General features: G+C 47.6%; 19 protein-coding genes. 15 read left to right on the forward strand and 4 right to left on the reverse strand.

Annotated features, from left to right (window positions below; translation table 11 throughout):
• Positions 1-157 precede the first annotated feature (157 nt).
• The 3 genes from IC230_RS13060 to IC230_RS13070 are packed head-to-tail and all read left to right on the forward strand — an operon-like array spanning position 158 to position 2,174.
• Positions 158-859: a S24 family peptidase gene (locus IC230_RS13060; RefSeq protein ID WP_191039475.1), complete on the forward strand. Its 702-nt coding sequence runs from the start codon at positions 158-160 to the stop codon at positions 857-859.
• A 54-nt stretch (positions 860-913) separates the two neighbouring features.
• A complete protein-coding gene (locus IC230_RS13065) occupies positions 914-1,522 on the forward strand; it encodes a DUF4468 domain-containing protein (protein WP_191039476.1) in 609 nt (202 codons plus the stop codon).
• 10 nt (positions 1,523-1,532) lie between these two features.
• On the forward strand, positions 1,533-2,174 hold the full coding sequence (locus IC230_RS13070; protein WP_191039477.1) for a hypothetical protein: 642 nt from the start codon (positions 1,533-1,535) through the stop codon (positions 2,172-2,174).
• Position 2,175: 1 nt separating this feature from the next.
• Here IC230_RS13070 and IC230_RS13075 read toward each other — a convergent pair whose 3' ends face one another.
• On the reverse strand, positions 2,176-3,531 hold the full coding sequence (locus IC230_RS13075; protein ID WP_191039478.1) for a tyrosine-type recombinase/integrase: 1,356 nt from the start codon (positions 3,529-3,531) through the stop codon (positions 2,176-2,178).
• A 163-nt stretch (positions 3,532-3,694) separates the two neighbouring features.
• Between IC230_RS13075 and IC230_RS33985 the strand changes: the two genes are divergently transcribed.
• The 7 genes from IC230_RS33985 (at position 3,695) to IC230_RS13115 (ending at position 19,118) form a co-directional block, all read left to right on the forward strand.
• Entirely contained in the window at positions 3,695-5,116 is a 1,422-nt protein-coding gene (locus tag IC230_RS33985; RefSeq protein WP_223860630.1) for a DUF5723 family protein, read from the forward strand.
• 137 nt (positions 5,117-5,253) lie between these two features.
• On the forward strand, positions 5,254-7,362 hold the full coding sequence (recG, locus tag IC230_RS13090) for an ATP-dependent DNA helicase RecG (protein WP_191039481.1): 2,109 nt from the start codon (positions 5,254-5,256) through the stop codon (positions 7,360-7,362).
• A gap of 334 nt (positions 7,363-7,696) precedes the next feature.
• Positions 7,697-11,014: a SusC/RagA family TonB-linked outer membrane protein gene (locus tag IC230_RS13095; protein WP_191039482.1), complete on the forward strand. Its 3,318-nt coding sequence runs from the start codon at positions 7,697-7,699 to the stop codon at positions 11,012-11,014.
• A gap of 18 nt (positions 11,015-11,032) precedes the next feature.
• On the forward strand, positions 11,033-12,883 hold the full coding sequence (locus IC230_RS13100; protein ID WP_191039483.1) for a RagB/SusD family nutrient uptake outer membrane protein: 1,851 nt from the start codon (positions 11,033-11,035) through the stop codon (positions 12,881-12,883).
• Between the two features lie 101 nt (positions 12,884-12,984).
• Positions 12,985-16,368: a VCBS repeat-containing protein gene (locus IC230_RS13105; RefSeq protein WP_317171789.1), complete on the forward strand. Its 3,384-nt coding sequence runs from the start codon at positions 12,985-12,987 to the stop codon at positions 16,366-16,368.
• Between the two features lie 45 nt (positions 16,369-16,413).
• Positions 16,414-17,700 carry an McrC family protein gene (locus IC230_RS13110; protein WP_223860631.1) on the forward strand — a complete coding sequence of 429 codons (1,287 nt, stop codon included), beginning with the start codon at positions 16,414-16,416 and terminating at the stop codon, positions 17,698-17,700.
• 101 nt (positions 17,701-17,801) lie between these two features.
• Entirely contained in the window at positions 17,802-19,118 is a 1,317-nt protein-coding gene (locus tag IC230_RS13115) for a gluconate:H+ symporter (protein WP_191039484.1), read from the forward strand.
• A gap of 30 nt (positions 19,119-19,148) precedes the next feature.
• Here the strand turns inward: IC230_RS13115 and IC230_RS13120 are convergent, their stop codons facing one another.
• Positions 19,149-19,721 carry a DUF1572 domain-containing protein gene (locus IC230_RS13120; RefSeq protein ID WP_191039485.1) on the reverse strand — a complete coding sequence of 191 codons (573 nt, stop codon included), beginning with the start codon at positions 19,719-19,721 and terminating at the stop codon, positions 19,149-19,151.
• 110 nt (positions 19,722-19,831) lie between these two features.
• On the opposite strand from IC230_RS13120, the gene IC230_RS13125 reads away from it, so the two are divergent.
• From IC230_RS13125 to IC230_RS13140, 4 genes are all read left to right on the forward strand, one after another.
• Positions 19,832-20,719 carry an oxidoreductase gene (locus tag IC230_RS13125; RefSeq protein WP_191039486.1) on the forward strand — a complete coding sequence of 296 codons (888 nt, stop codon included), beginning with the start codon at positions 19,832-19,834 and terminating at the stop codon, positions 20,717-20,719.
• Between the two features lie 59 nt (positions 20,720-20,778).
• The gene (locus IC230_RS13130) at positions 20,779-21,618 is read left to right on the forward strand and encodes an SDR family oxidoreductase (protein ID WP_191039487.1); all 840 of its coding nucleotides are present in this window, start codon (positions 20,779-20,781) and stop codon (positions 21,616-21,618) included.
• 74 nt (positions 21,619-21,692) lie between these two features.
• Complete coding sequence (locus IC230_RS13135) at positions 21,693-22,496, forward strand: helix-turn-helix domain-containing protein (RefSeq protein WP_191039488.1); 804 nt, start codon at positions 21,693-21,695, stop codon at positions 22,494-22,496.
• A 170-nt stretch (positions 22,497-22,666) separates the two neighbouring features.
• Entirely contained in the window at positions 22,667-23,860 is a 1,194-nt protein-coding gene (locus IC230_RS13140; RefSeq protein ID WP_191039489.1) for a Gfo/Idh/MocA family protein, read from the forward strand.
• Between the two features lie 16 nt (positions 23,861-23,876).
• Here IC230_RS13140 and IC230_RS13145 read toward each other — a convergent pair whose 3' ends face one another.
• Positions 23,877-24,425, reverse strand: coding sequence for a GNAT family N-acetyltransferase (locus IC230_RS13145; RefSeq protein WP_191039490.1), 549 nt, complete (start codon positions 24,423-24,425; stop codon positions 23,877-23,879).
• Positions 24,426-24,520: 95 nt separating this feature from the next.
• Between IC230_RS13145 and IC230_RS13150 the strand changes: the two genes are divergently transcribed.
• Positions 24,521-25,186 (forward strand): SGNH/GDSL hydrolase family protein, encoded by a 666-nt coding sequence (locus IC230_RS13150; RefSeq protein WP_191039491.1) that lies wholly within the window; start codon positions 24,521-24,523, stop codon positions 25,184-25,186.
• A gap of 102 nt (positions 25,187-25,288) precedes the next feature.
• Here IC230_RS13150 and IC230_RS13155 read toward each other — a convergent pair whose 3' ends face one another.
• A complete protein-coding gene (locus tag IC230_RS13155) occupies positions 25,289-25,711 on the reverse strand; it encodes a hypothetical protein (protein WP_191039492.1) in 423 nt (140 codons plus the stop codon).
• Positions 25,712-25,753 lie beyond the last annotated feature (42 nt).

Genomic DNA, 25,753 nt, shown 5'->3' on the forward strand with positions numbered 1-25,753 from the left:
GTAATTGGTATCAAATATATGATACCAAAATCACAATGTCAATACCTAGTATCAATTAATTTTCAACGTTGTATCAATTTATTAAGTCTACACCAGTATGCTGTATCAAGGATTGACGTACCAGGTATCAAAAAGACGACACATTTTTTCTCATAGAATGACTCCCTACGAGCGGTTAGTTAAGATTGCAGAAGCGGAAGACAGGACTCCTAACCAGATTGTTGAGCTATCAAAGCGACACCCGTCCATAGTATCGGCTATACGAAATGGTAAAAAAGGGTTTTCGGAAGAGCTAGCCTATGCGATAGCCAACCGGTGGGGATATAGCAAGGATTGGATACTTACCGGCGAAGGGGAAATGAAATTACACGAAGCGCCAAAGCGTATGTCGAGTACAGACTTTCTGCAAAAAACGGTGCGTATACCTGAAAGAGCGGAGCTGTTACCCGTATTAAAAACGCCTCTTTACGCACGGGCTGGAATGGGCTATACTGCCTATTTCAATAGACCTCCTGAAGAGCAGGAATGGGACTACGTACCTGAAAATAAGCTTTATCCTGGAGTTGCTGCGGAAGATCATACTATCGTTACTATAAACGGTGACAGCATGGAACCAACTTTATTGGCAGGCTGGGAAATGCTAGCTTATAAACTACCAGAAGGGTTATACCCCAGAGTTGAAAAAATTGTCATGCTGGATTATAAAGATGAGCTAATTATTAAGCGGCTAGCCAAAGTTGATTGGCAAAACAATACTATAACTATACAATCTGACAATGGTAGAATGAAAGTTGAAATTCCAATGGATGAAATTAGGCAGGTATATCATGTATATAATATTCACAATGCTCTTATCTAATAAACCGTCAATTGGGGCCGTCGTGTTTTCCAGGGCACAGTAACAATCTATGGTATGAAGCAACTAATACTAATAATTTTCTGGCTAGGCCCATATTGTTTATACGGTCAAAACTATATGATGCCTGTTGACCCACAGACAAATAAAATTACTTATTCTGATGTAGTCGACATTAAAAACAAAAAGGATATACTATTTAAAAATGCTCAGACATGGATAACAAAATCGTTCGGTGACTATAAGGCAGTTATTCAATTTGAAGACAAGGAAGCAGGAAGGCTTATTATTAAGGGAGTATCTTCGTTAGACGTCTATCTTTTTGATCGAATACGATATGTAATAACTATTGATTGTAAGGATAATAAGTATAGATGCGTGTTAACAGATTTAGAGCGTGGCGCTAGTGTATTGCCACCAATTAGTTATTTGCCAGTGTCCCAATTGGATGCAACAATTAAAAGCTTACAAGATGAACTTAAATTAATTGATCTAAAAATTCAAAATGAGACAAAAAAATCGGTTCGAAAACAATGGGTGGATGTAAAGTCAAAAACCGAAACTAGCTTGTCTATGGATATAAATTTTGTCGAACAAACAAACAACAAGGCTAAAGAATTATTAAGCTCACTAAAAAAAGCAATGGCTGTTAACGACGATTTTTAGATGGTTATCAATGAGTAAAAGAGATCGGAATCAGCGTCGGCAAGAAGCTAGGGAAAAGAAAAAGTTAGAAAATAAATCTCAGTCTGCAATTAAGGATGTAGCACATACGGGCTCAACTAATAATATTTTTTATAAACAGCACTGGTTCGTCAAATGGGTTTCGAAATCAGCAATAAGAGTCTACGGAATACTATCAATAATAAGTACCCTAGCTGGTCTACAAATAGTTCAGTTGTTTTACCCAAGCATAGACTTTACAATGGGACAATCAACCAACAAACATCACCCATTCAATACCTTAATTGAACTAAAAAATAATAGCTTTTTCTCAATCAATGATTTAATACTCAGACTTGAAATAGATACCTTAAGGTATGGCCCAGCGGGTAAGATTGCAGATCTTGGCTTTGAGCTTGATACGAATTTAACCATACTATCTGGCGAAACTGAATCAATTCCTTTTAAGCCTATGACGGCCGCAGATAGTGCTTATGAAATAAAGTATGGTAATGTTGCTTACGATGTTAGTTATAAATATTTAAAAATATTCACCTGCAACGATCGATTTAATTACGAAATACTTTTCGATAATAATAAAGATGTTGTATGGCGAAGAACCCAGAAACATTATTTTAAAAAAAGAACTAATTAGCTTACTCTTCGCCCAGCGCATCCATCGCCGAATCCAGCATTTCCTGATCCATATCCCCAAAGTACATTTCCGTGGTGGACATAAACCGGTGGCCGAGTAATTCTTTCGCATCAAAATTGGTCAACGGCCGGCCCTTGGCATCAACTTTGCCATTCTTGACCGCCAGCCTGACTTTATCGGCAAACGAATGCCGGGCCGTGTGGTTGGTGAGTGAGGCCCCGCCGATCACCTCGATACCCAGATCATGGACAACAACTTTCAGCCACATATTCAGTTGCGCCGTTACGCTGCTGAGCCGGCTTTTTAGTTTCTGGGCTTCGACTCTGGGCATGGCCCGGATTTGCTCATACGTCCGATAGTTGGCATACGTAGCGGATGAATCCAGCAGGGGCAGCAGGTAATTAACTGGTGGCGATCCGGATCGCCAGACGTGCGATAAATGCGTCTGCGCTTTAGCCGATAGGGGAATGGAGATCGGCCGGCCATTCTTTTGCATCTGGTAGCGGAGTCGTACCGGTTTGCCCTGGGCATCCGTTTCAAACCACTCGTAGCGGCTACGAAGCAAATCCCCGATACGCATACCGGCTAAATAAAAACAGGCCAGCCAGCACCAGCGCGACCAGTCGACCATGCTACCGTATCGCACTTTCCCCGCCTGGGTCAGCAAATCAAAGGGACCCGCTTCCATCTTCTCGATACCCGCCTGGTGCAATCTTCCCTTTTTGGGTTTAACGGCCTTGAGGTTTTTCCACTCCGTAAAGGGCGATATGGCCAGGATCTCCCGTTTGGATAGTCCCCGCTTCTGCTGGATGAGGGTGTAGAATTCGCGCAGATCGTCGACGTAATCATTGACCGTCTGATTTTTTTTGCCCTGCTTTTGCAGATGCCTGGCGTAGCTACGAATCAGCTCGGGCGTCATCTCGCCCAGCGTTACGTTTTCGCCTGCCCAGCTTAAAAAGGCCTGCCAGTTGTATTCTTTCGCCTGATTGGTAGTAAACGAATTGGTTTGATCGAGTAAATTTGTGGCGTTGTAATCGCGGAGCCGTTCGGCCGATGAATTCTCAAGCCGCTCTTTAGCCTGTTTGGGTGTAAGCGTCGGGTCGGCCGTTAGGAGTAGACTAACCGCATCGAAAATGCGTTTATGGGCTAGAGCGATGTCCGCATTCAGTTTATCAGCGTAGCCGTGAGACGATCGAATCCATTTGCCCCATTTCTTTTTTTCATTCCAGTGCCGATATTCGATTTGAATTTCGGTTTGAATACGGGCTGGTTTCTGCTCTTTGACATGCAGGCGAATCATGACATGGTGTAACCCATGTTTATCGGGCTTATCGGTCAGTTCTACGTTGTAAGTCACACTGCAAGGTAAAACTTACTGAAAGATTACTGAAATTTTATTAAACTTTTATTTACCCGTTCGAGTATTTGAAAGTAATTACATTCCACCTAATTAACTGATCATTACTGTATGGTTCGAGAAAACACCAAAGTTCAGGTAATGATTTTCACTTATTCACTGCATGAAGTATCTACTCGCCTTAGGAGGTTTTTTGCTTGTTTCAACTGTTAGTTCAGCGCAGAATCTTCTGGGAATTTCAACCAGTCGCTACGGTGGTACCAACCGACTTTACATTAACCCATCGTTAGCTGCCGACTCGCCCAGTAAACTTTTTCTCAATGGCTTTACAGCTAATGTCCACGTCAATAATAATTACGTTCGCTTTCAGGCCCCTTTTTCCTTGCTGCGACTTGTTACGGGTAATGTGCAGGATCAGTACAAAAACCCCGACGGCTCTGTACACTTTGATGTGAACTATACCCGCGAAAACCTGGACGGCAACGCCAAAAACGGTACTCTGGCAGGCGAAGTACGAGGACCGTCACTATTAATTAAAACAAGCGAATACTCCGCGTTTGCTGTCACGACTCGCTTTCGGGCGGTTGGTCAGGTTATTGGTGCATCGCAGTCGCTGCTCTCTGCTCTGCGGGCGGGTTTGGGCGATAAGGCACTGTATAGTATTCCGACAGACAACAATCGGTTTAATCTGAATACGAATACGTATGCTGAGCTAGGCGTTACGTATGCGGGAACCCTGTCGGAAAGTGATGGACAGAAACTACTGTTGGGTGTAACGGCAAAAGTATTGGTTGGATACAACGCACAGCATATCATCAATCGGGGTGCTAACTACCGAATCGTGGCCGATCCCAATAATCCCTTTAGTGCTGTTCTGGAGTTAAATCAGTTCGACGCTACGTTAGGCTACACGACGTTTCTTGAAAACCGCTCCATTACGCCACGTACCCTCTTCAGTCCTGATTCACCGGGTCGGGGATTCGGGTTCGATATTGGTATGACGTATATCAATCAATACGATACCGATAGCCCGGCGCTACGGTTAGGGGTGGCACTGACCGATATTGGTGGATTAACGTATAAGGGTGAGCAGTACAACTATGCCGACATTAGTCAGAATCCCGTTCGGTTTACCAATGCCGATTTCAACCGGATTACGGGTAGCCTGGACGTTTTGCAAAGCATTCAGGATAAACTCAGTACTGGACGAAATCCTGATAAAACGACGTTCCGGTCTGGTCTTCCCACTTCGCTCAATCTAACCGCCGATTATCAGTTGCCATCTGGGTTTGGCATAAACGTAACGTACTTTCAGGATGTCCGGTCACAGCAAGCGCTGGCCGTTCATCAGCCGACGATGCTAGCTGTTGTTCCCCGTTACGATGCCCGCTGGCTTAGTCTGGCTGTGCCCATTGCTTATCTAAATCATGGTCTGACGGCAGGTGCATCGGTTCGCGTGGGACCAGCCTGGCTTGGCACCGAAAATTTCCTGGGATTAATAGGAAATACGTCCATTGGTATTCGACCTCGCGGGCTGGATATTTACGCTGGTGTCGCTTTTGGCCTTGGGCGTGTGGAAGAGTAGTCATTCATGGTCATGGCTTGCTGTTATGGAGAAAGCAATGAATGGCTACTAATGACAAGCCATGACTAATTTGGTTAGAAATCCGTATTTTTGATCTATTAACCGGATTTACCAGATCCATCCAGACCGGGTCTATTATGACCGAACGAGCCACTTATTTCGATACACCGCTTCTTTATCTGAAAGGATTAGGGCCGCAGCGGACAGAAATGCTCAACAAAGAGTTGAATCTGTTCACGTATGGCGACCTGATTCAGTATTATCCTTTTCGTTACGACGACCGCACGCGTTATTATACCATCAGTGAGTTAATGGACTCAATGCCTTCGGCGCAGGTGCGCGGACGCATTCGTGACTGGTATATGGAAGGAGAAGGACCTAAAAAACGGATGGTCGCTACGTTCACGGATGGGACGGGTTCGATGAGTCTGGTGTGGTTTCAGGGCATTACGTACATCGAGAAAACGTTACGTCGTGATGGCGAATACATCGCCTATGGCAAACCGCAGTCATTCAATGGACAGTTCAGTATCGTTCATCCGGAACTGGAAAATGCCAACACAGTTTCGGAGCAGGAAGCGGGTTTCTTTCCGGTGTATAACCTGACCGACAAACTCCGTAAGCGTCATCTCGATAGTAAAGTCCTTGGGAAAGCCATGCGGGGGTTGCTGGAGCAATCATGGCCGCATATTCACGAAACTCTTCCCGATTCACTTATTCAGCAGTATCGGCTGATCGGCAAGCGGGAAGCGATGTGGAACATTCACTTGCCGCAGAATCAGGGCTGGCTCAAACAGGCGCAGCGTCGGCTGAAATTTGAGGAATTGTTCTATAACCAGCTACGGCTGATCAAGAATAAATTAATTCAGAAAGAAGAGTTTCCGGGGCAGATTTTCCGTGATACGTCTTTGATGAAACACTTCTATAATGACCTGCTACCGTTTGAACTGACGGGTGCCCAACAGCGTGTCATCAAAGAAATTTATACCGATTTCCTGACGGGTAAGCAGATGAACCGGCTCTTGCAGGGGGACGTAGGGAGCGGTAAAACGATTGTTGCCTTTATCGCTTGCTTGCTGGCCATTGGCAACGGTGCCCAGGCCTGTTTGATGGCTCCCACCGAAATTCTGGCCGATCAGCACTATAATGGCCTCAAGCCCTTTGCCGATGCCATGGGACTGAACCTGGGTATTCTGACGGGTTCGACCAATAAAAAACGCCGTGTCGTATTGCACGAAGAATTGCAATCGGGCAAAATGCATATCCTGGTCGGTACGCACGCTTTGCTCGAAGACGTCGTGCAGTACAAAAACCTGGGTCTGTGCATTATTGACGAGCAACACCGCTTTGGCGTAGCGCAGCGGGCCAAACTCTGGCGCAAAAACGAAGTAGTTCCCCCGCACATTCTTGTCATGACGGCCACGCCCATTCCGCGCACACTGGCCATGACGCTTTATGGTAATCTCGACGTATCGGTTATTGACGAACTGCCCAAGGGACGTAAACCCATTAAAACTGTTCATAAGTTTGACAAGCATCGCTCAGAGGTGTTCGGCTTCATACGGCAGCAGATTGAACTGGGACGGCAGGTGTACGTTGTCTATCCGCTGATCGAAGAGTCCGAAAAACTGGATTATAAAGACCTGATGGATGGCTTCGAGAGTATGCAGCGCGCGTTCCCTCGACCTACTTATGAGATCGGAATGTTACATGGGAAAATGCTACCCTACGAAAAGGACGACGAGATGAAGCGGTTTCTCAGACATGAAACCCAGATCCTGGTCGCGACGACGGTAATTGAGGTGGGGGTAAACGTACCGAACGCAAGTGTCATGGTGATTGAAAGCGCCGAGCGTTTTGGTCTCTCGCAGTTGCACCAGTTACGCGGTCGGGTAGGGCGGGGGGCCGACCAGTCGTATTGTGTGATGATGACCGGTTACAAACTTAGCACGGACACTCGTACCCGACTTGAAACGATGGTACGTACCAACAACGGTTTCGAAATCGCCGACGTCGATCTGCAATTACGCGGTCCCGGCGACCTGACTGGTACCCAACAAAGTGGCGTCATGGACTTGATGATTGCTGACTTAGCGAAAGACGCGGCTATTCTGACAGTCGCCCGTGAGTCGGCGCAGGCTATTTTGATGGAAGACCCCGAACTTCTGCTCCCACAGCACGCACCCATCCGCAATCACGTAGATAGCTTGAAGCAGACTGAGAATAACTGGGGGCGGATTAGTTAAGCTAATGAAAGATACCAACGTATAGACATTAGCGTAATTTTTTACAAACCCTTGTTGGCGGGATCAATACGCTACATGATCATTTTAAAAAAGGCTAGTTCAACGTTCGCTACGGGGTTTAATCCGACATCTTAAAACTAAGCTAAAGTAACCGATAACTATTTGTAAATCTATTTAATAAGCTACTTTCGTTTAATCTAAGTTATATAACTATAGGGAGTTTAAATGGTAAAATTGTTAAAAAAAAGTAGTATTTTGGTAAAAATAGCTAAGTAAATACGCCTAAGTAATTGACTTTATACTCATTGTTAGCCTACTAAATAGTATAAAGCTTATGCAAAAACAATTTACCTGTCCGCAGGTTCGTAACATTCGGGAAGATACCTTCTCGTCAGACGCAAACCGATCTCGCCGAAATGCGTTCTGTTTAGTGCTGCTACTTAGCCTGCTCTCCTCATTTGCTGTTCACGCTCAGACTCGGGTTACTGGAAAAGTACTCGATGCACAGGGAATAGCGCTGCCGGGGGTTAGTATTGTCGTTAAGGGGACAACAACGGGTACTGTCTCAACCGCTGATGGGGGTTATGCGTTGAACGTGCCCAACCGTAACTCAACACTCGTATTCTCCTACATTGGTTTTCTGACTCAGGAGATTCCGGTTAACGGACGCAGTGAAATTAATCTTACGCTGGCTTCCGACGACAAAATGTTGAGTGAAGTCATTGTGGTGGGTTATGGTGAGCAGAAGAAAGAAACGGTAACAGGTGCTGTTGCCACGGTCAAGGGAACAGACCTGGTTAAATCGCCAGCTGTAAACCTGACGAATTCTATTGCAGGCCGGATGCCGGGCGTTATTGCCACCAACCGCAGTGGCGAGCCGGGTGCCGATGGATCGGCAATTCGAATTCGTGGCTCCAATACACTGGGAAACAACGACGCGCTGATCGTTATCGATGGCGTACCTGCTCGTGCCGGGGGTATCGATCGCCTGAATCCAGCTGATATTGAGAGTATTTCAGTTCTGAAAGATGCCTCAGCAGCTATTTATGGTTCACGGGCAGCTAACGGCGTTATTCTGGTGACTACCAAGCGTGGGAAGTCGGGTAAGCCTGAACTCTCGTATAACTTCAACCAGGGTTTCGCGCAAGCAACGACCATTCCGAAAATGGCGTCGGCGGCTGAATATGCTCAGCTTAACAACGAAATGAACCTGTATCAGAACGTAAAACCTCAGTACTGGAAAGACGCGTCAGCTGCCTTTGCAACAACAGGAAGCTATACGCAGCCAGATGGTACTATTACCAAAGCGGCTTATACGTCCGATGAAATCAGGAAGTTTCAGGATGGTTCTGATCCCTGGAAATACCCCAATACCAACTGGTTCGACGCTACGTTGAAGCCCTGGTCACCACAGTCGCGGCACACCCTGCAACTGGTAGGTGGCAGCGACAATATCAAATATCTGGTTTCAGCTAATTATCAGAATCAGGATGCTTACTACAAAAACTCAGCAACGGGCTATAAGCAATACGATTTTCGCCTGAATCTCGATGCCAAGATTAGCAAGCATATCAACCTGGTAACAGGCGTAGTTGGTCGTCAGGAAAACCGATTTTATCCAACCGTTGGTGCGGGTGATATTTTCCGAATGTTGATGCGCGGCTATCCGAACAAACCAGCTTTCTGGCCAACTGGTCAGCCAGCCCCTGATATTGAAAATGGCCAGCAGCCCGTATTGATTACGACATCAGCTACGGGCTACAACAGAGACACACGCTATTATGTACAAAGCAATGCCACTGTAAATATCACAAACCCCTGGATTCCTGGTTTGAAATTTAGCGGTAGTGTGGCCTTGGATAAGTACATCCAGCAGGTAAAAAACTGGCAAACACCCTGGTTCGTGTATAGCTGGGATTACACCTCCTACGATGCCAACAAGCAGCCAATTCTGCAACGCGTTCAGAAAGGGCCTGCTCAGGCTACGCTGAACCAATACAGCAACGATCAGTTCAACTCACTGTTATCGGGTATTCTGACGTACGATCATACATTTGGGGGCAGTCATGCTGTAACGTTGTTAGCGGGTATTACGAAAGAGCAATCGGACGGAAACGGTTTCTTTGCGTATCGGAGGTATTTTGCGTCAACAGCTGTTGATCAGCTGTTTGCTGGCGGAAGCAATGAAAAGAACTCGGGGAACAATACTGACACTCCTCTTTATCAGCGGGCTCGTATGAGTTACTTTGGTCGTGCGGCTTACAACTATAAAGAGAAGTATCTGGCCGAATTTCTGTGGCGGTACGATGGTTCGTACATGTTCCCAGCCAGCAGCCGGTGGGGCTTCTTCCCCGGTGTGACGGCGGGCTGGCGTATCTCCGAAGAAGATTTCTTCAAGAAAAGCCTGTCGGCTATCAGTTCGCTGAAGTTACGAGCATCCTGGGGTCAGCTAGGAAACGACCAGGTATATTTCAACGGCAGACTTCGTGAGTATGACTACCTGCCAACGTATGCCTACGGAGACGTAGTGAATGCCAACTGGGGCTACGTAGTGGGTAATCAGGTGGCACAGACGTTGTACGAAAACGGCGTACCGAACACAAGCCTGACCTGGGAGGTAGCCAACAATGCCGACATCGGTTTGGAAGGATCGGCGCTGAATGGTAAGGTTTTCTTCGAGTTTGATGTGTTCCAGAACAAACGGTCGAACATCCTGTGGCGGAAAAGTGCTTCGATCCCGCAAACGACGGGCGCTACGTTGCCTGCTACCAACATCGGTAAAGTGAGCAATACAGGGTATGAGTTCCGGGTGGGCTATAATGGTCAGGCTGGCGAGGTAAAATACAGTGTAAGCGTAAACGGCGGGTATGCCAAAAATACCATTACGTTCTGGGACGAAACACCAGGGGCACCGGAGTGGCAACGATCTACGGGCAAGCCTATTCCAAGCGATGTGAACGATCCGAACCAGGTTAACGGTACGCTGATGTATCAATATGACGGAATCTTTTCTACTCAACAGGAGATCACGGATAATAAAGTTGATTACAGCGGAGTTGGCGCGAGCACACTACGGCCTGGTGATATGCGTCTCAAAGACATCGATGGTAATGGTAAGATTGACGCCCAGGATCGCGTTCGTTCGGATAAAAACAACCAACCTCGTTTCCAGGGCGGTTTGAACGCCACCGCTCGTTGGAAAGGGTTTGATTTTAGCATCCTCTTCCAGGCATCTACCGGCGGACAAATCTTCCTGCAAACGGAATCGGGTACGATCGGGAACTTCCTGAAGTATAATTATGATCACCGCTGGACGGTTGACAACCCAAGCACCGTTGACCCCCGTATCGTTGACCGGAGCAACCAGTATTTCTCGAATGGAACTACGTATTGGTTGAAGAGTACTGATTACGTGCGCCTAAAGAACGTAGAGCTTGGCTATACGCTACCCGCGAACATTGCCAATAAAATTGGCCTGAGCAATTTGCGGGTTTATGTAAATGGTTTAAACCTGGCTACGTATGCTCCTGCTCTGAAGGGCATCCTTGACCCTGAATCGACTAGTGGTGCCAGTGGAACGTCAAACACGACAAACGGGCAGTACTATCCTCAAGCGCGGATTATCAATACAGGTTTGTCACTCAGTTTCTAAACGATCAATCTGACGAGTATGAATTATATGATAAAATATCTGGCGTTTGGCTTTGTGCTGGGTACAACGCTGGTAGGGTGTAATACTGATTTCCTGGATACGCAGCCTGTCGACAAAGTGTCCGGAACTGCGGTCTGGTCCGATGCCTCGCTATCGGAAGCTTTTGTAACAGACGTTTACAATGGACTTCGCGACGGGATTCTGGACCAAATGAGCTTCGACTGCCAGACCGACAACGCTTTGTATAGCTTTGGTAAGCAGGACGTAAACGAAGCGAACGTAAGCCCTTCAAATTTAGGGACCGTTAAAAATACGATGGACTGGAACCTGATGTATCAGCGCATTCGGGCTGCCAATATCGCACTGTCAAATCTGGCAAAGCCAAAGTTTGACAATGCGACGATAGCTGATCGGATGAAAGGTGAGATGTATTTCTTACGTGCTTATTACCACAATCAGTTGCTGCGTTACTACGGTGGTATTCCGATCATCAAAACAGCTTACACGTTGAACGAAGCAGATTTTAATGTGGGCCGTAATACATACGAAGAATGTGTGAATGCCATCGTCAGCGATCTGGACTCAGCATCCATTCTGCTCAAAGGCAAAACGCTGGCTGCCGGACGGGCAACAATGGGAGCGGCTATGGCGCTGAAAGCCCGCGTATTACTCTATGCGGCCAGTGATCTGCACGACATTCCGACGGCTAAAGGTAAGTCGACCGTGATCGCTAGTGCTGCCAATCCAGAGTTATTAGGATACGTCAGTGGTGACCGAACCGCCCGTTGGCAAAAGGCCAAAGATGCAGCTAAAGCCGTTATGGATCTGAACCAGTATGGCTATAAGCTTAATCTAACCGCGCCCGTTACAGCCGCCGAAGGGCAGCAGAACTACCTCAATATATCGCTGTCACGTAATGGTGGAGAAGCCGATGGTATTTTCCTGAAATACTATATCCGGGCTTCGTTCGACGACTGGGGTTCCTGGTATCCACGTAATAACATGCCCAATGGCTATCACGGCTGGACATCCAGCCAACCAACGCAGCAGCTTGTCGATAGCTACGAGATGATGGACGGTACGAAGTTTAGCTGGAACAACCCGACGCATGCGGCTGCTCCTTATGAAAACCGCGACCCCCGTTTCTACCAGTCGATCCTGTACGACGGAGCGCAGTGGAAGCCTCGTACACCCGATGGCGCAGGTATCGACCCCGCTGGTCAGATTCAGATGGGCTTCTACGAAACCGGAACGGGTGGTGGCACGGTGACACCGTTTGCCGGGCTGGATACGCGTAACAGTACGATCGAAAACTGGAACGGTACCTGGACGGGCTACGGTATTCGTAAATTCATGGATCCCGACCCGACGCTGGTCGACATGAGCATCCGTCAGGAAGTGCCGTCGATTCAGATTCGCTACACGGAAGTTGTGCTGAACTATGCGGAAGCCTGTATGGCCCTGGGTCAGGAAGCTGAAGCAAAAACCTGGATTAATCGGGTGCGTTTCCGGGCTGGCATGCCTGCCATAACCGAAACGGGATCGGCACTTATGGCGCGTTACCAGAACGAACGTAATGTAGAAATGCTGTTTGAAGACCAACGATTCTACGACGTACGGCGCTGGATGATTGCTCCCACTGCGCTGGGCAGCCAGGCGAAAATTATCGTGATTACCGGCAAACTTAAGTCGGGCAAGACGGTGTCTACCTATAAGTATAGCAAGGATAACTACAATTATACCTACAGCGTACAGGATTTAGGGACGGGTAAAGAAAACCGGAAGTGGAACGATAAGCTTTACTTCCTGCCCATCAACCGGGATGAGATCAACCGGAACAGCAAGCTGATTCAGAACCCAGGTTACTAATAGAGATTTGTTTCTCTTTTTTGCCAAAAATGCCAGTGCTTACGGGTACTGGCATTTTTTGGTTTATTTTTATAAGATTTTTTCATTAAAGCCCACCCTGCGTGAGAACGATTGTTCATTTATTTTTCTTTGTTGGTTCTGTCTGCTTAGTTGGCTGCAAGGATTCGGCCTCAACCGAAAAAAAAACCGAAGTATCCGGCCCTCCGCTATTTACGTCACTTACTTCCGACCAAACCGGTATTACGTTCGCTAATTACCTGAACGAAGGGCTGAACACCAACGTACTGATGTATGAGTATTTCTACAACGGGGGAGGGGTGGCCGTCGGAGACTTGAATAGTGACGGACTAGAGGATGTTTACTTCAGTGGTAACATGGTTCCTAATCAGTTATACCTGAATAAGGGGAACATGAAATTTACGAACGTAACGGCAGCTGCGGGCGTAGCTGGACGCGAAGGCCCCTGGCGGACGGGCGTGTCAATGGCCGATGTGAATGGCGATGGACGTCTCGATCTGTTTGTCGCCTATTCGGGTAGCTTGCCGCCCCAAAAACGAATTCCTCAATTGTTTATTAACGAAGGCCCGGATGCACAGGGAATTCCCCATTTCTCCGATCAAACTGTGCAGTGGGGACTCGATAAACCGGGGCAGACCACACAAGGCACATTTTTTGACTATGACCGGGATGGCGATCTGGATTTATTTCTGCTGAATCATAATCCGCGCTTACTGCCTGTACTCGATCCGGGACCTACAGCCGCTTTGCTGAAACAAAGTAATCCGGAAATTGGTGTGCGTTTATTGCGCAATACAGGCAACCACTTTGAGGACGTAACCGAGCGGGCAGGGCTGAGTAGTTCGGTGTTAAGTTATGGTCTGGGTCTGGGCGTTTCCGATCTGAACGGCGATGGCTGGCCCGACTTTTATATCTCCAATGATTATACCATTCCCGATTATCTCTACCTCAACAACCAGGATGGAACATTCACAAATCAACTGAAAACCAGCATTCGCCATACATCTCATTTCTCGATGGGTAATGACGTAGCAGACGTCAATAATGATGCGCTACCCGACATTCTGACCCTCGATATGCTGCCCGAAGATAACCGGCGGCAAAAACTATTGATGGCACCCGATAACTATGAAAAGTTTAATCTGGCTGTGGAGTCGGGTTTTCATTACCAGCACATGCGGAATATGTTGCAGTTGAATGAAGGAATGGGGCATGGGGCAGGGGTTAAGGGGCAAAGCGCACCAGTTTTTGCAGAAGTGGGTCAGTTAGCAGGAATTTCAAACACTGACTGGAGTTGGTCGCCCTTACTGGCTGATTATGACAATGACGGATGGAAAGATTTGTACATAACGAACGGGTATGTCCGCGACTATACGAATCAGGATTTTCTAAAGTTCATGACCGACTATATGCAGAATCGCCCTGCCAACTTTAGCCGTGAAGACGTATTGGAACTGGTGCATAAAATTCCATCATCGAACGTAATGAACTACATGTTTCGCAATCGGGGGGGCGAATCCACGCCGGGCGACGTAACGTTTGCTAATGTAGGTAACGACTGGGGCTTAAATCAGGCATCAAACAGCACGGGAGCCGCCTACGCCGACCTTGACAACGATGGCGATCTGGATCTGATTGTCAATAACACGAACCAGGCCGCTTTCATTTTTCAGAACGAAACCAATAAGGAACGTAAACACCATTACCTGTCAGTCCGGCTCGAAGGGACTGGAAAGAATACGCAGGGGGTAGGGACAAAAGTAACGCTCTTCCAGGGAGGTAAGCAGCAGTATGTAGAGCAGATGCCGACGCGCGGCTACCAATCGAATGTATCGCAACGGCTGCATTTCGGCCTTGGCACGAACGCGGCTATCGACTCGTTACGTATCGTTTGGCCAACGGGGAAAGAGCAGATACTCACCAAGGTAAAAGCGGATCAGTTGTTGACGATTCAGGAAAAAGACGCTCGTGCTACGTATCGCATTCCCAAATCTGCCTATTCACTTTTTCAGGAAATAAAAACACCGGTGCCATTCACCGACCCGATCAATAAAACCAATGATTTTAAGCGCCAGACATTGCTGGTGAATGCGCAGTCGTTTAGTGGACCCTGTCTGGCGAAAGCCGATGTGAACGGCGACGGGCGCGAGGATGTCTATGCGGGTGGTGGTAATGGACAGGCTGGCGTCTTGTTTCTTCAGCAAGCCGACAATCAATTCAGTAAGCGTACGCAGCCTGCCTTTGAGACCGATAAAGCTAGTACGGATACCGATGCTCTTTTCTTCGATGCGAACGCCGACGGTTTCCCTGATCTCTACGTAGTAAGCGGAGGGTACAGTGACTTCCAGCCCGACGATCCACGTTTTCAGGATCGGCTATACCTGAATGATGGGAAGGGTAATTTTACCAAAAGCTCCGATGCATTACCCGCTATGCGCACCAGCAAAAGTTGCGTTCGGGTAAACGACGTTAATGGTGATGGTAAACCGGATTTGTTTGTGGGTGGCCGAGTCATACCAGGCCGTTATCCGGAAACACCACAGAGTTATTTATTGATTAACGACGGTAAGGGAAAGTTTACCGACCAGACGGCTAAGTATGCACCAACACTCGCGCGCATTGGTATGGTTACCGACGCAGCCTGGGTAGACCTGAACGCCGATAAGAAAGCCGAGCTGGTTATTGTAGGGGAGTGGATGCCCGTTACGGTGCTGGGCTGGAATGGTAATCAAATGGTAGATCAAACGAAAACATACTTTGAGAAAGAATACCGGGGTTGGTGGAATAAGTTATTGGTTGATGATCTCAACGGCGATGGTCGTCCAGATCTGGTCGTGGGAAATCAAGGACTGAATACACAATGCCGCGCCAGCGACAAAGAACCCGCCGAATTGATTTACAAGGACTTTGATAAAAACGGCAAGATTGACCCAATTCTTTGTCTGTACGTTCAGGGGAAGAGCTATCCCCATGCTACCCGCGATGAATTGCTGGATCAACTCGGTATGTTACGTCACCGATTCACGAATTACGACAGCTACTCCAATGCTACGTTGACGGACGTGTTCACTCCTGAACAATTGCAGGATGCACAAAAACTGGTAGCTACTGACTTGAAAACAACCTACTTTGCCAGTACACCCGCCGGTAAATTCAGTGAAAAAGCGTTGCCACTAGCCGCCCAGATTTCGCCCGTCTTTACCATTACGTCGCTGGATTACGACAAGGATGGTAAGAAAGATTTGCTACTTTGTGGCAATACGTCGCAGGTTCGTCTGCGTTTTGGTCGGGCCGATGCCAACTATGGGTTGCTGTTACGTAACGATGGTCGGGGTGGTTTTGACGCGATACCGCAATCGCAATCCGGTCTTCAACTTACCGGCGATGTACGTAGCGTTCTTCCTGTTGGCAATACGTTATTATTTGGGATTAATCAGCAACCCGTGCGGGCGTATCGACTTAAGTAGGTTTATTGATTAACGACGGACCGCTCCGTGGTTAATCCAATTAGTATGACGTATTCAATTTCTGAAAATGGTCTGATCGGCAGCGAGCAGCAATGGCCCGAAGCACCGCTGAATGGCATTGTCGTGCCCGATGACGTTTTTCAGTTATTACGTCGGTTTACGTTTGAATCCGACCAGGCCGACGTTCTGCTGACCTTCACGGTTCAGAAAGGACGGGAATTAATTCGCGTTCGCAATTACGTTGGGATATTGCCGCTTTCGGGAAAGACGTATCTCGAAATCCTACCGAAAATTGAGCCACCAGCTAACCCTCGGTCGTTATTACTTACCATGCTTCGGCATGTGCAGTACAGTCCGTTCCGTACGCTTAAATCGGCGCATACGAGCGCCACGCAGTTGCCACTTTGGGAGGTTTTTGTACGCGCTTTTCTGGATACGATGGAGCCGCTGATTTTGCAGGGAATACAGCGGTCTTACGTAGCGGTTGAACGAAACGAGCAGTTCTGGAAAGGTAAATTTCAGGTAGCCCGACAATTGCGCGAAAACGCCCATCATGCGGAGCGTCTGGCTGTTGTTTATGAGCGACTCACGGCTGACGTACCCGCGAATCGCATCCTGAAAACAACGCTGCTATACCTAAATCAACAGGCCGGAAATTCGGCAAATCAACGTCGCATTCAGCAGTTTCTGAGCGCATTGGAGGACGTACCGCCTACTGAATCAGTCCCGGATGATTTGAAAGCGATTCGGCGGACCAGTCGCTTATTTGCCCGTTATGAACCCGCGTTACGTTGGGCCGAAGCGCTTTTAAGTCGACAGGGGTTTGGCGCTAAAACCGGGCAAATGCCAAGCCTCTCATTGCTGTTTCTGATGGAGCGGGTCTTTGAAGAATACGTAGCCTATGGCGTTCGAACCTACTGGCCCGACGCGGGAAACGTAACGGTTCAGGAATCGTCAGCGCATTTGGTCGATGAACACGTAGGAGCACCCAAATTCAAGCTCCGCCCCGATATGCTGATTCGGCATAACGACCAGCTGTTCGTGCTTGACACCAAATGGAAACAGGTCAACGGCCAGGAATTACGCTCAACTTCAGAAACCGGCAATTACGGTATTGAGCAAGCCGATATGTACCAACTCTACGCTTATGGTAAAAAATACGGAGCCAGCGATCTGTTTCTGATTTACCCGACAAACACAACGTTCCGCCAGCCGCTTCCTGTGTTCCGGTACGATGCTTTGACGCGATTACACGTAGTACCGTTCGACGTAACCAATTCGCTGGTGAAGGAAGTAGAAAAATTGGCAACGTACGCTTTATCGTTTCAGTAAGAGAAAGGTACCACGGGTTGAAACCCGTTATTAGGCTAATTCTAAAACGGGTTGAAACCCGTGGTACCTTTAATTTATAACCCACAATCATACCGCCATTCATGCCCCTTATTCTAACCTTACTCGGTATTCTGACGCTTGTCGGTTTAGTCGCCTTTGTTCGTTTAGACACGTTCATTTCGTTTGTTCTCGTATCGCTCGGCATCGGTTTGGCATCGGGCATGGACGTAGCAGCGGTAGGGAAATCGATTCAGACGGGTATTGGCGGTACGCTTGGCGATCTGGTGCTAATTATTGGATTTGGGGCGATGTTAGGCCGGTTAGTGGCCGAAAGTGGTGCTGCTAAACGGATTACGAACGTACTGATTGGGTTATTCGGCATCAAAAATATACGCTGGGGACTAGCGCTGGCTGGTTTTGTGGTCGGTATTCCGCTGTTCTATAACGCCGGATTTATCATCGTTGCTCCACTCATATTTACAATTGCTGCTTCGTCCCGATTGCCGTTGTTATCGGTAGCGGTGCCGATGCTATCGGCGTTATCCGTAGCGCATGGGTATCTGCCTCCTCATCCATCACCCTCAGCCGTAGCGAGCCAGCTCAACGCGAACATTGGTCAAACGCTCCTGTACGGGCTGATCGTAGCCGTTCCGGCGATCATCATTGCCGGACCGATCTTTGGTAAAACGCTCGTGAATATGAAAGTAACGAACGACAAAGAACTGTTCGATATTGAGGAAGTGCCCACTACGAATTTGCCGAGTGCGGGAATCAGCTTTTTCGTGTCACTCTTACCCGTTTTGCTCCTGACAACGTTTGGTCCACTGAAAAGCGCTTTACCCGATACGTCGCCGTTAAAAACTGCGGTTGTCCTGCTGGCTGAGCCGTATATCGGTATGTTGTTATCCGTTCTGGTGGCCATGTATTTTTTAGGCATCCGGCAGGGACAGACGATGAAAGCGATCACCAAAGACCTCGAAGAAGCGGTTAAAGCGGTGGCGCCGATTCTATTGGTCATTGCGGGAGCGGGGGCTCTGAAACAGGTTTTCAGCGACAGCGGCACCAGCAAATACATCGGTAGTTTACTGGCCGATGCCGCCATTCCCCCTTTGCTTTTGGGCTGGGGAATAGCCGCCTTTATTCGGGTATGCGTTGGTTCGGCAACGGTTGCCGGATTAACAACGGTGGGAATCATTCTGCCTCTGCTGCAATCGCAACCCATCAAACCTGAGTTGATGGTGCTGGCGATCGGCTCCGGAAGCCTGATGTTCTCTCACATTAACGATGGGGGCTTCTGGCTCTTCAAAGAGTACTTTAACCTGACTATCGGCCAAACTATACGAACCTGGTCGCTGATGGAAACGATTGTCTCAATTGTTGGTCTACTCGGCGTACTAGCGCTAAATCTCGTGGTGTAAACTTGGCCTATTCTGCTGTTCAGTGATTTTCTACGATTCAGAGCCTTTCAAAAATTCGTCGGTAAAGTGCTTTTTTGACTTAGGTTGCGAAAACTTATCGTCATTGTAGGCAGTTGATTGTCCCCTGGGGATCGAGAGCGAATTCCAGTTCTGATCACAAACCATTTTTCCAATAAACACAATCTGACCGACGTGGTATGGGTAATGCGCTAGCTGCCGATTGATCGCTTCGGTCACAGTATGACCCATGTTTCGGATGTAGATCAGTTTCGTCAGATCGTCCTCAGTCAGTGAGTTAAGTGCTTTGAACAGGCAATCCCAGCCTTCATTCCATTTGGCGAGAAGTTCCTGCCGGGTTGTTACGTCGTTCCCAAATTCGGCTTCCCGGTCTCGCCATTCTTTCTCTCCGTCGGTAATTAAAAAATCGGTCCAGCGGGATAACATGTTTCCCCACAGGTGTTTGATAATCATCGCGATGCTGTTGCTTTCCGGGTTGTATTGCCAGAACAACTGGTCGTCAGTAAGTTGAGCAAAGGTTTTATCACCCAGCAGTTTGTAATACGCAAATTGCTTTTGGGCGCTTTCGAGATAGTCGTTTGCCATAGTAGTAAAGTAATATATGGGTGAGCGTTTCAACAAACTAACTTTGAGCGTTACAACAAAGTTGATGGCGTAAATACAACCGAATTTTGTCAAAAAATAAATAACAGACAATGACAAAAGTTTGGTTTATTACAGGAAGTTCACGCGGGCTCGGTCGTAGCCTAACCGAAGCCGTACTGGCCAAAGGCGACAACGTAGCAGCAACCGCTCGCCAACCCGAACACTTAAACGATCTTGTAGAGAAATACCCGGATCAGATTTATCCACTACAACTGGACGTAACGAACAATGAACAGATAAAAATCGCAGTCGAACAGGCGATAACTCGTTTCGGACGTATCGACGTACTGGTCAATAATGCTGGATTCGGGATTACGGGTGCCGCAGAAGCGTTTACTGATGAGCAGGTACGTAGCCAGTTGGAAACGAATCTCTACGCACCTATCGAGATAACCCGGGCCGTATTACCGTATATGCGGAAACAACGTTCCGGTCGGATTCTGCAAATCAGTTCTATTGGCGGTCGGGTCGGTAATGCGGGACTGACGATGTATCAGGCGGCTAAATTTGGACTGGGCGGTTTTTCGGAAGCGTTAGCCAAAGAAGTAGCTCCGCTGGGAATACGCGTTACGTCCGTTGAGCCGGGCGGATTCCGTACCGATTGGGCGGGAGCTTCCATGAGCTATGCCCCGCACGTAGAAGGCTATGAGAAAACTGTAGACTGGGTAGTCAACCATTTGAAAGGCGATAACTTTGTTCCGGTGGGCGATCCGGCCAAAGCTGCGAACGTACTGATTGACCTGGTCGATCATCCCGAGCCGCCTGTCCATCTGGTTTTGGGAAGCGAAGCCATTGGCTTATTAAAACATGCTGATGCTACGCGACAGGCTGAATTGGAAAAATGGATGCCGGTAAGTATCTCTACGGATCACGATGACGCTGGGAATTTCCTGGAAACGGAAGCCGGAAAAGCACTTGCGGGTATGAACGGTAATTGAGAACCAGTTGATATTACGTCATACCGAAACAAAATCGGATGTGACAACTCGTAATTAACATGAGCAAAACCATACTGATAACCGGTGCGTCGTCCGGCATAGGAAAAGCAGCCGCTAAAAAATTTGCGAGCGAAGGCTGGAACGTAGTGGCCACGATGCGTAGTCCGGAGCAGGAAAAGGAATTAACCCAGTTGGACAACGTACTGGTTACTAAACTGGACGTGCAACAACCCGACTCCATCGACGGCGCGATTCAGGAAGGGCTTGATCGATTCGGACGTATCGATGCGGTTGTTAACAATGCCGGATATGGGCAGAATGGCATTTTTGAAGCCATGACACCCGAGCAAATCCAGAAGCAATTCGAGGTGAATGTATTTGGCGTAATGAACGTAACACGCGCTGTACTACCGCATTTCCGCCAGCAAAAAGCAGGGTTGATTCTCAATATCAGTTCCGGCGCGGGACGTTTTACGTTGCCTTTACTATCTATGTATTCGGCCTCTAAATTTGCCCTGGAAGGCTTTTCAGAAGCCCTTTCGTATGAATTATCATCGGTGGGCATTACGGTAAAAATCATCGAGCCGGGTGGTACGCAAACAAATTTTAGCCAGGTTACACGCGAAGAATTTGCGCACAACACCGAGCTTACCGATTACGAACCGTTCATCGAAGCGGCCAATAAATTCTTTGCCGGAATGGTTGCGGCCCGGTTGGTAACAGCCGACGACGTAGCCGAAACGATCTACGCGGCAGCAACGGATGGCACAGCTACCTTGCGTTACGTAGTTGGTAACGACGATTTTAAAAAGCGAATAGCCGCCCGGCAACAAATGCCCGATCAGGACTATGTCGACTTTATCCGGCAGGGATTTCTACGGCATATGCCGCATGATTGATTGTCCTTAAAATAACAATAATTTGTCATTGACTGCCGCTACGTAGTGCAGTCAATGACAATCTGTTTAAACGAATGACGCTGCACGAAGAGAATCAACTGCCATCAATAGCCTACTCCTGCTATTTCACCCGGAGTCGGGAAGGGGAACAGTTTGTTCCTGAGCACGTATTTAGCTACCAGATTGCGGGTACGCTCATCACGAACGACGGGAATAAAGAATACATATTCAATGAAGGCGATTTCAGATTTTCTCGGCGAAATCATCTGGTCAAGTTTATCAAGCAGCCTCCCAAAGACGGCGAGTTCAAATCCATATCGGTTTACCTGGATCAGGAAACGTTACGTAACGTCAGCCTGGACTATGGCTATAAGGCGCAACACACACAGAACAGCGATGCTATTCTGGAGCTGAAGCCTGATCCGCTTTACAAAAGTTACATGGATTCTCTGATGCCGTATCAGCAACTGACGCAGCCCGGTAATGAGCATCTCCTGTCCTTGAAATTGCGGGAAGCGATTTTGCTGTTGCTGAAAGTCAGTCCTGAATTGAACGACGTATTGTTCGATTTTTCGGAGCCCGGCAAAATCGACCTCGAAGCCTTTATGAATAAGAACTTCCACTTCAACGTAGAACTGAAACGATTTGCGTATTTAACCGGGCGAAGTCTGGCTACGTTTAAGCGTGATTTTGAAAAAATATTTCACATTTCACCCAGTCGCTGGCTGCAGCATAGACGCTTGCAGGAGGCATATTATCTGATCAAGGAGCGCGGGAAGGCACCGTCTGATGTGTATCTGGAATTAGGCTTTGAAGATCTGTCGCACTTCTCCTTTGCGTTTAAGAAAGCCTATGGTGTGGCGCCGTCAAGAATCTAATGTAAGCGGCCTGGTTTACGTAACAACGAACCGGATCAGCACATTTTGTAATGCCTTATTAACCGTATTACGGCGTTCACAAATAACTGGCCATAGCTAACAATCACGAACATTCCATAGGACGTGCGGTTAACAGATTAATTGATTTTTAATCTCAACGTACATTTTATATGGACTATTCGTCTGCTTCACGACGTACTTTTATCCATCAGTTAGGGGCCGCTACGTTGCTTGTTCCCAGCATTACAACCTTAGCAAGTCTTCAGGGATGCGGGAGTAAGAACAACGAATCCAACGCAGAATCGGCTTCATCGACAACAACGGAAGCTGGCTCGACGCGCAAATTGGGGATTGCGCTGGTTGGCCTGGGTAAATACAGCGAAGGGGAATTGGCTCCGGCGCTGGAGAAAACCACAAACTGCCGTCTGGCAGGCATTGTTACGGGAACACCCGAGAAAGCCGAGACGTGGAAGAAGAAGTACAACATTCCCGACAAGAACGTCTACGACTATAAAACCTTCGATCAGATTGCGGATAATCCCGACATTGACATTGTTTACGTAGTGCTACCAAATTCGATGCACGCCGAGTACACAATTCGGGCGGCCAAAGCGGGCAAGCATGTCATCTGCGAAAAACCGATGGCGATGAACCCCGAAGAATGTCAGCAAATGATCGATGCCTGCAAAAAGGCCAACCGGCAGCTGTCGATTGGTTACCGCCTGCATTTTGAGCCGCACAATCAGGAAATGATGCGCCTGGGTCAGAAAGAAATTTTCGGGAAGATCAATCACATCGTTGCCGAAAATGCGCAGAAACAGGACGAAAGCTCACCCTGGCGTTTAGGCAGAGGTGTCGGCGGAGGGGGACCGTTACGTGATGTAGGCATTTACTGCTTACAGGGTGCGATTTACACGAAAGGGCAGATTCCCATTGCGGTAACGGCCAAATACCATCCCGTTACGGACCCGGAGAAATTTAGCAAGATCGAAGAAGGGATGGACTTTCAACTATACTTCGCTGATGGGACGATGGCTAACTGCAAGACCAGCTTCAACGATAAATATAACAAACTGCGCGCTGATGCGGCAAAGGGCTGGTTTGAACTGTCTCCTGCTTACGCGTATGACGGTCTGGAAGGGAAAACCAGTCAGGGCAAAATGGACATTGAGAACGTACCGCAACAAGCTCATCAGATGGATGCCTTTGCCGATTGTATTTTGAAAGATAAGCCCACTACGGTACCCGGCGAGATGGGTATGCGGGACGTGCAGCTAGTCCAGGCTATTTTCGAAGCCGCTAAATCCGGCAAAAAAGTATCCACCAAAGATGTACGGCAGATCATGGACCCCGTTACTGCCTGATAGCTGGATTGGTCACTCAGGAGAATACTAAATAGCCTAGTTTTTCAGGGTTTAGGCTATTTAATAAATTGACGTTACGTTCTGATAGATTAATCGCCAGGATGTCATCATCTGCGGGAACCAGCCATTCATCCTTGTCTGGTTCCCGCAGATGTTTGGCTTTGTTGAGCAGGATTAGAATCCCACATTTCTGGTAGAATCCTCTGTTCGCTGCCTCACAAAAGCTTATCAAGTTAATATTCCTGCTTTTTACATTCTCCTGAATCAGGCTGAGTAAGTTCCTGCCATAGCCTTTGCCGGGTGCCGTAGCCACTAAACCAACCAATTCGGCTATGGTATAAAGCTCATTATCAATGCTGATGGTAAAATCAAAATTGATACGTGCCAGACAACGTATCGCTGCGTCGGTATCAGTTAGTAAATGAAATTCTGATTGTTTAAACAGTTGTCTGAATGCATTGATAGGCAGGGCTTTCCACTCATCAATATCCCAATGTTTGAGGATCGTTGCAATTTCCAGTTCGGATAGATTGTCTACACGCTTAATCGTATATGTAATAGACATGTATAGAGTCCCTTTAACTGTTAATGAGCGAAATTTTAACCTCGCCTATGTGCGGTTGACTAGGTAAATTCAATATTCCTGCATCTTTACGAGATATGAAAACAATTCTTCGACTTTCTATTCTGGTATTCGTAGCGGGTCTACTGGCTATGACGGCTGCCAAGCCAACTCGTGTGATATTCTTTGGTGATTCGATCACGCAGGCGGGTGTCAATCCCGGTGGTTATATCGACCGACTCAAGAAGACCATGCCTGCCGATCAATATGAGCTCATCGGCGCGGGTATTGGTGGTAATAAGATTTACGATCTGTTCCTGCGGATGGACGAGGACGTACTGGCGAAACAGCCCGACGTAGTGGTTATCTGGGTAGGCGTGAATGATGTCTGGCACAAAGCTACGTCGGGCACGGGTACTGATCCCGACAAGTTCATCAAGTTCTACAACGCGGTTGTTAAGAAACTACAGGCGGCTAACATCAAGGTCGTGTTGTGTACACCAGCAGCTATTGGTGAAAAAACCGACATGACCAATCAGCAGGATGGCGACCTGAACCAGTACAGCAAATTCATCCGGGATATTGCCCAGACTCAGAATCTGCCCTTGGTCGATCTTCGAAAAGCGTTTCTGGATTATGATCTTAAAAATAATCCGGAGAACAAAGACCGGGGTGTCCTAACGACTGACCGCGTTCACTTAAATGATGCGGGTAACCAGTTTGTGGCCGATCAAATGCAGAAGGTTCTGATGGTAAGTAAATAAAGATCAATACGTATTGCTGTAAACGAAAAGGCAGATTCCGAACTGGAATCTGCCTTTTCGTTTACAGCAATCTAAAAAATAAGAGAGCCAGAACACTACGTATTACACTTTCGCTTCCGGGTACATTTTCTTGTGCTGGGTAACCAGGATCGTATACTGTTCGGGCGTTAAGATGGTTTTGTAATCGCGCACTTTGTCCGTCTCGACCGCTATGGCCAGCGTTCTTAATTTGCCTTGATTCATTCCCGACTTCTTCAACTGTTTTACGCCCTCGTTGTATTTGACAACCGCCGTAGTAATGATTTCTTTGGCTTTGGGTAGCTGCTGATCGGTCAGTTTAAGCCTTTGTTTGTCAGCCTTTAAAACGGATTTGATGATCATGCCGACGGTGGCGCCGTTGTTCAGGAAAACAAACTTTTCATTCTCAACCGATTTGACCGGCTCAGCAGGCTTGGGTTTGGTCTGAGGAAAAGCAACGGTTGATAAACCGAAGAGAAAAGCAAAGATAGTGCTAGCGATTTTCATAGTGGTACCACGGACTTTAGTCCGTAAACTATAGTATAACAA

It is taken from the genome of Spirosoma validum, assembly GCF_014699035.1.
In the GTDB taxonomy this organism is placed as follows: domain Bacteria; phylum Bacteroidota; class Bacteroidia; order Cytophagales; family Spirosomataceae; genus Spirosoma; species Spirosoma validum.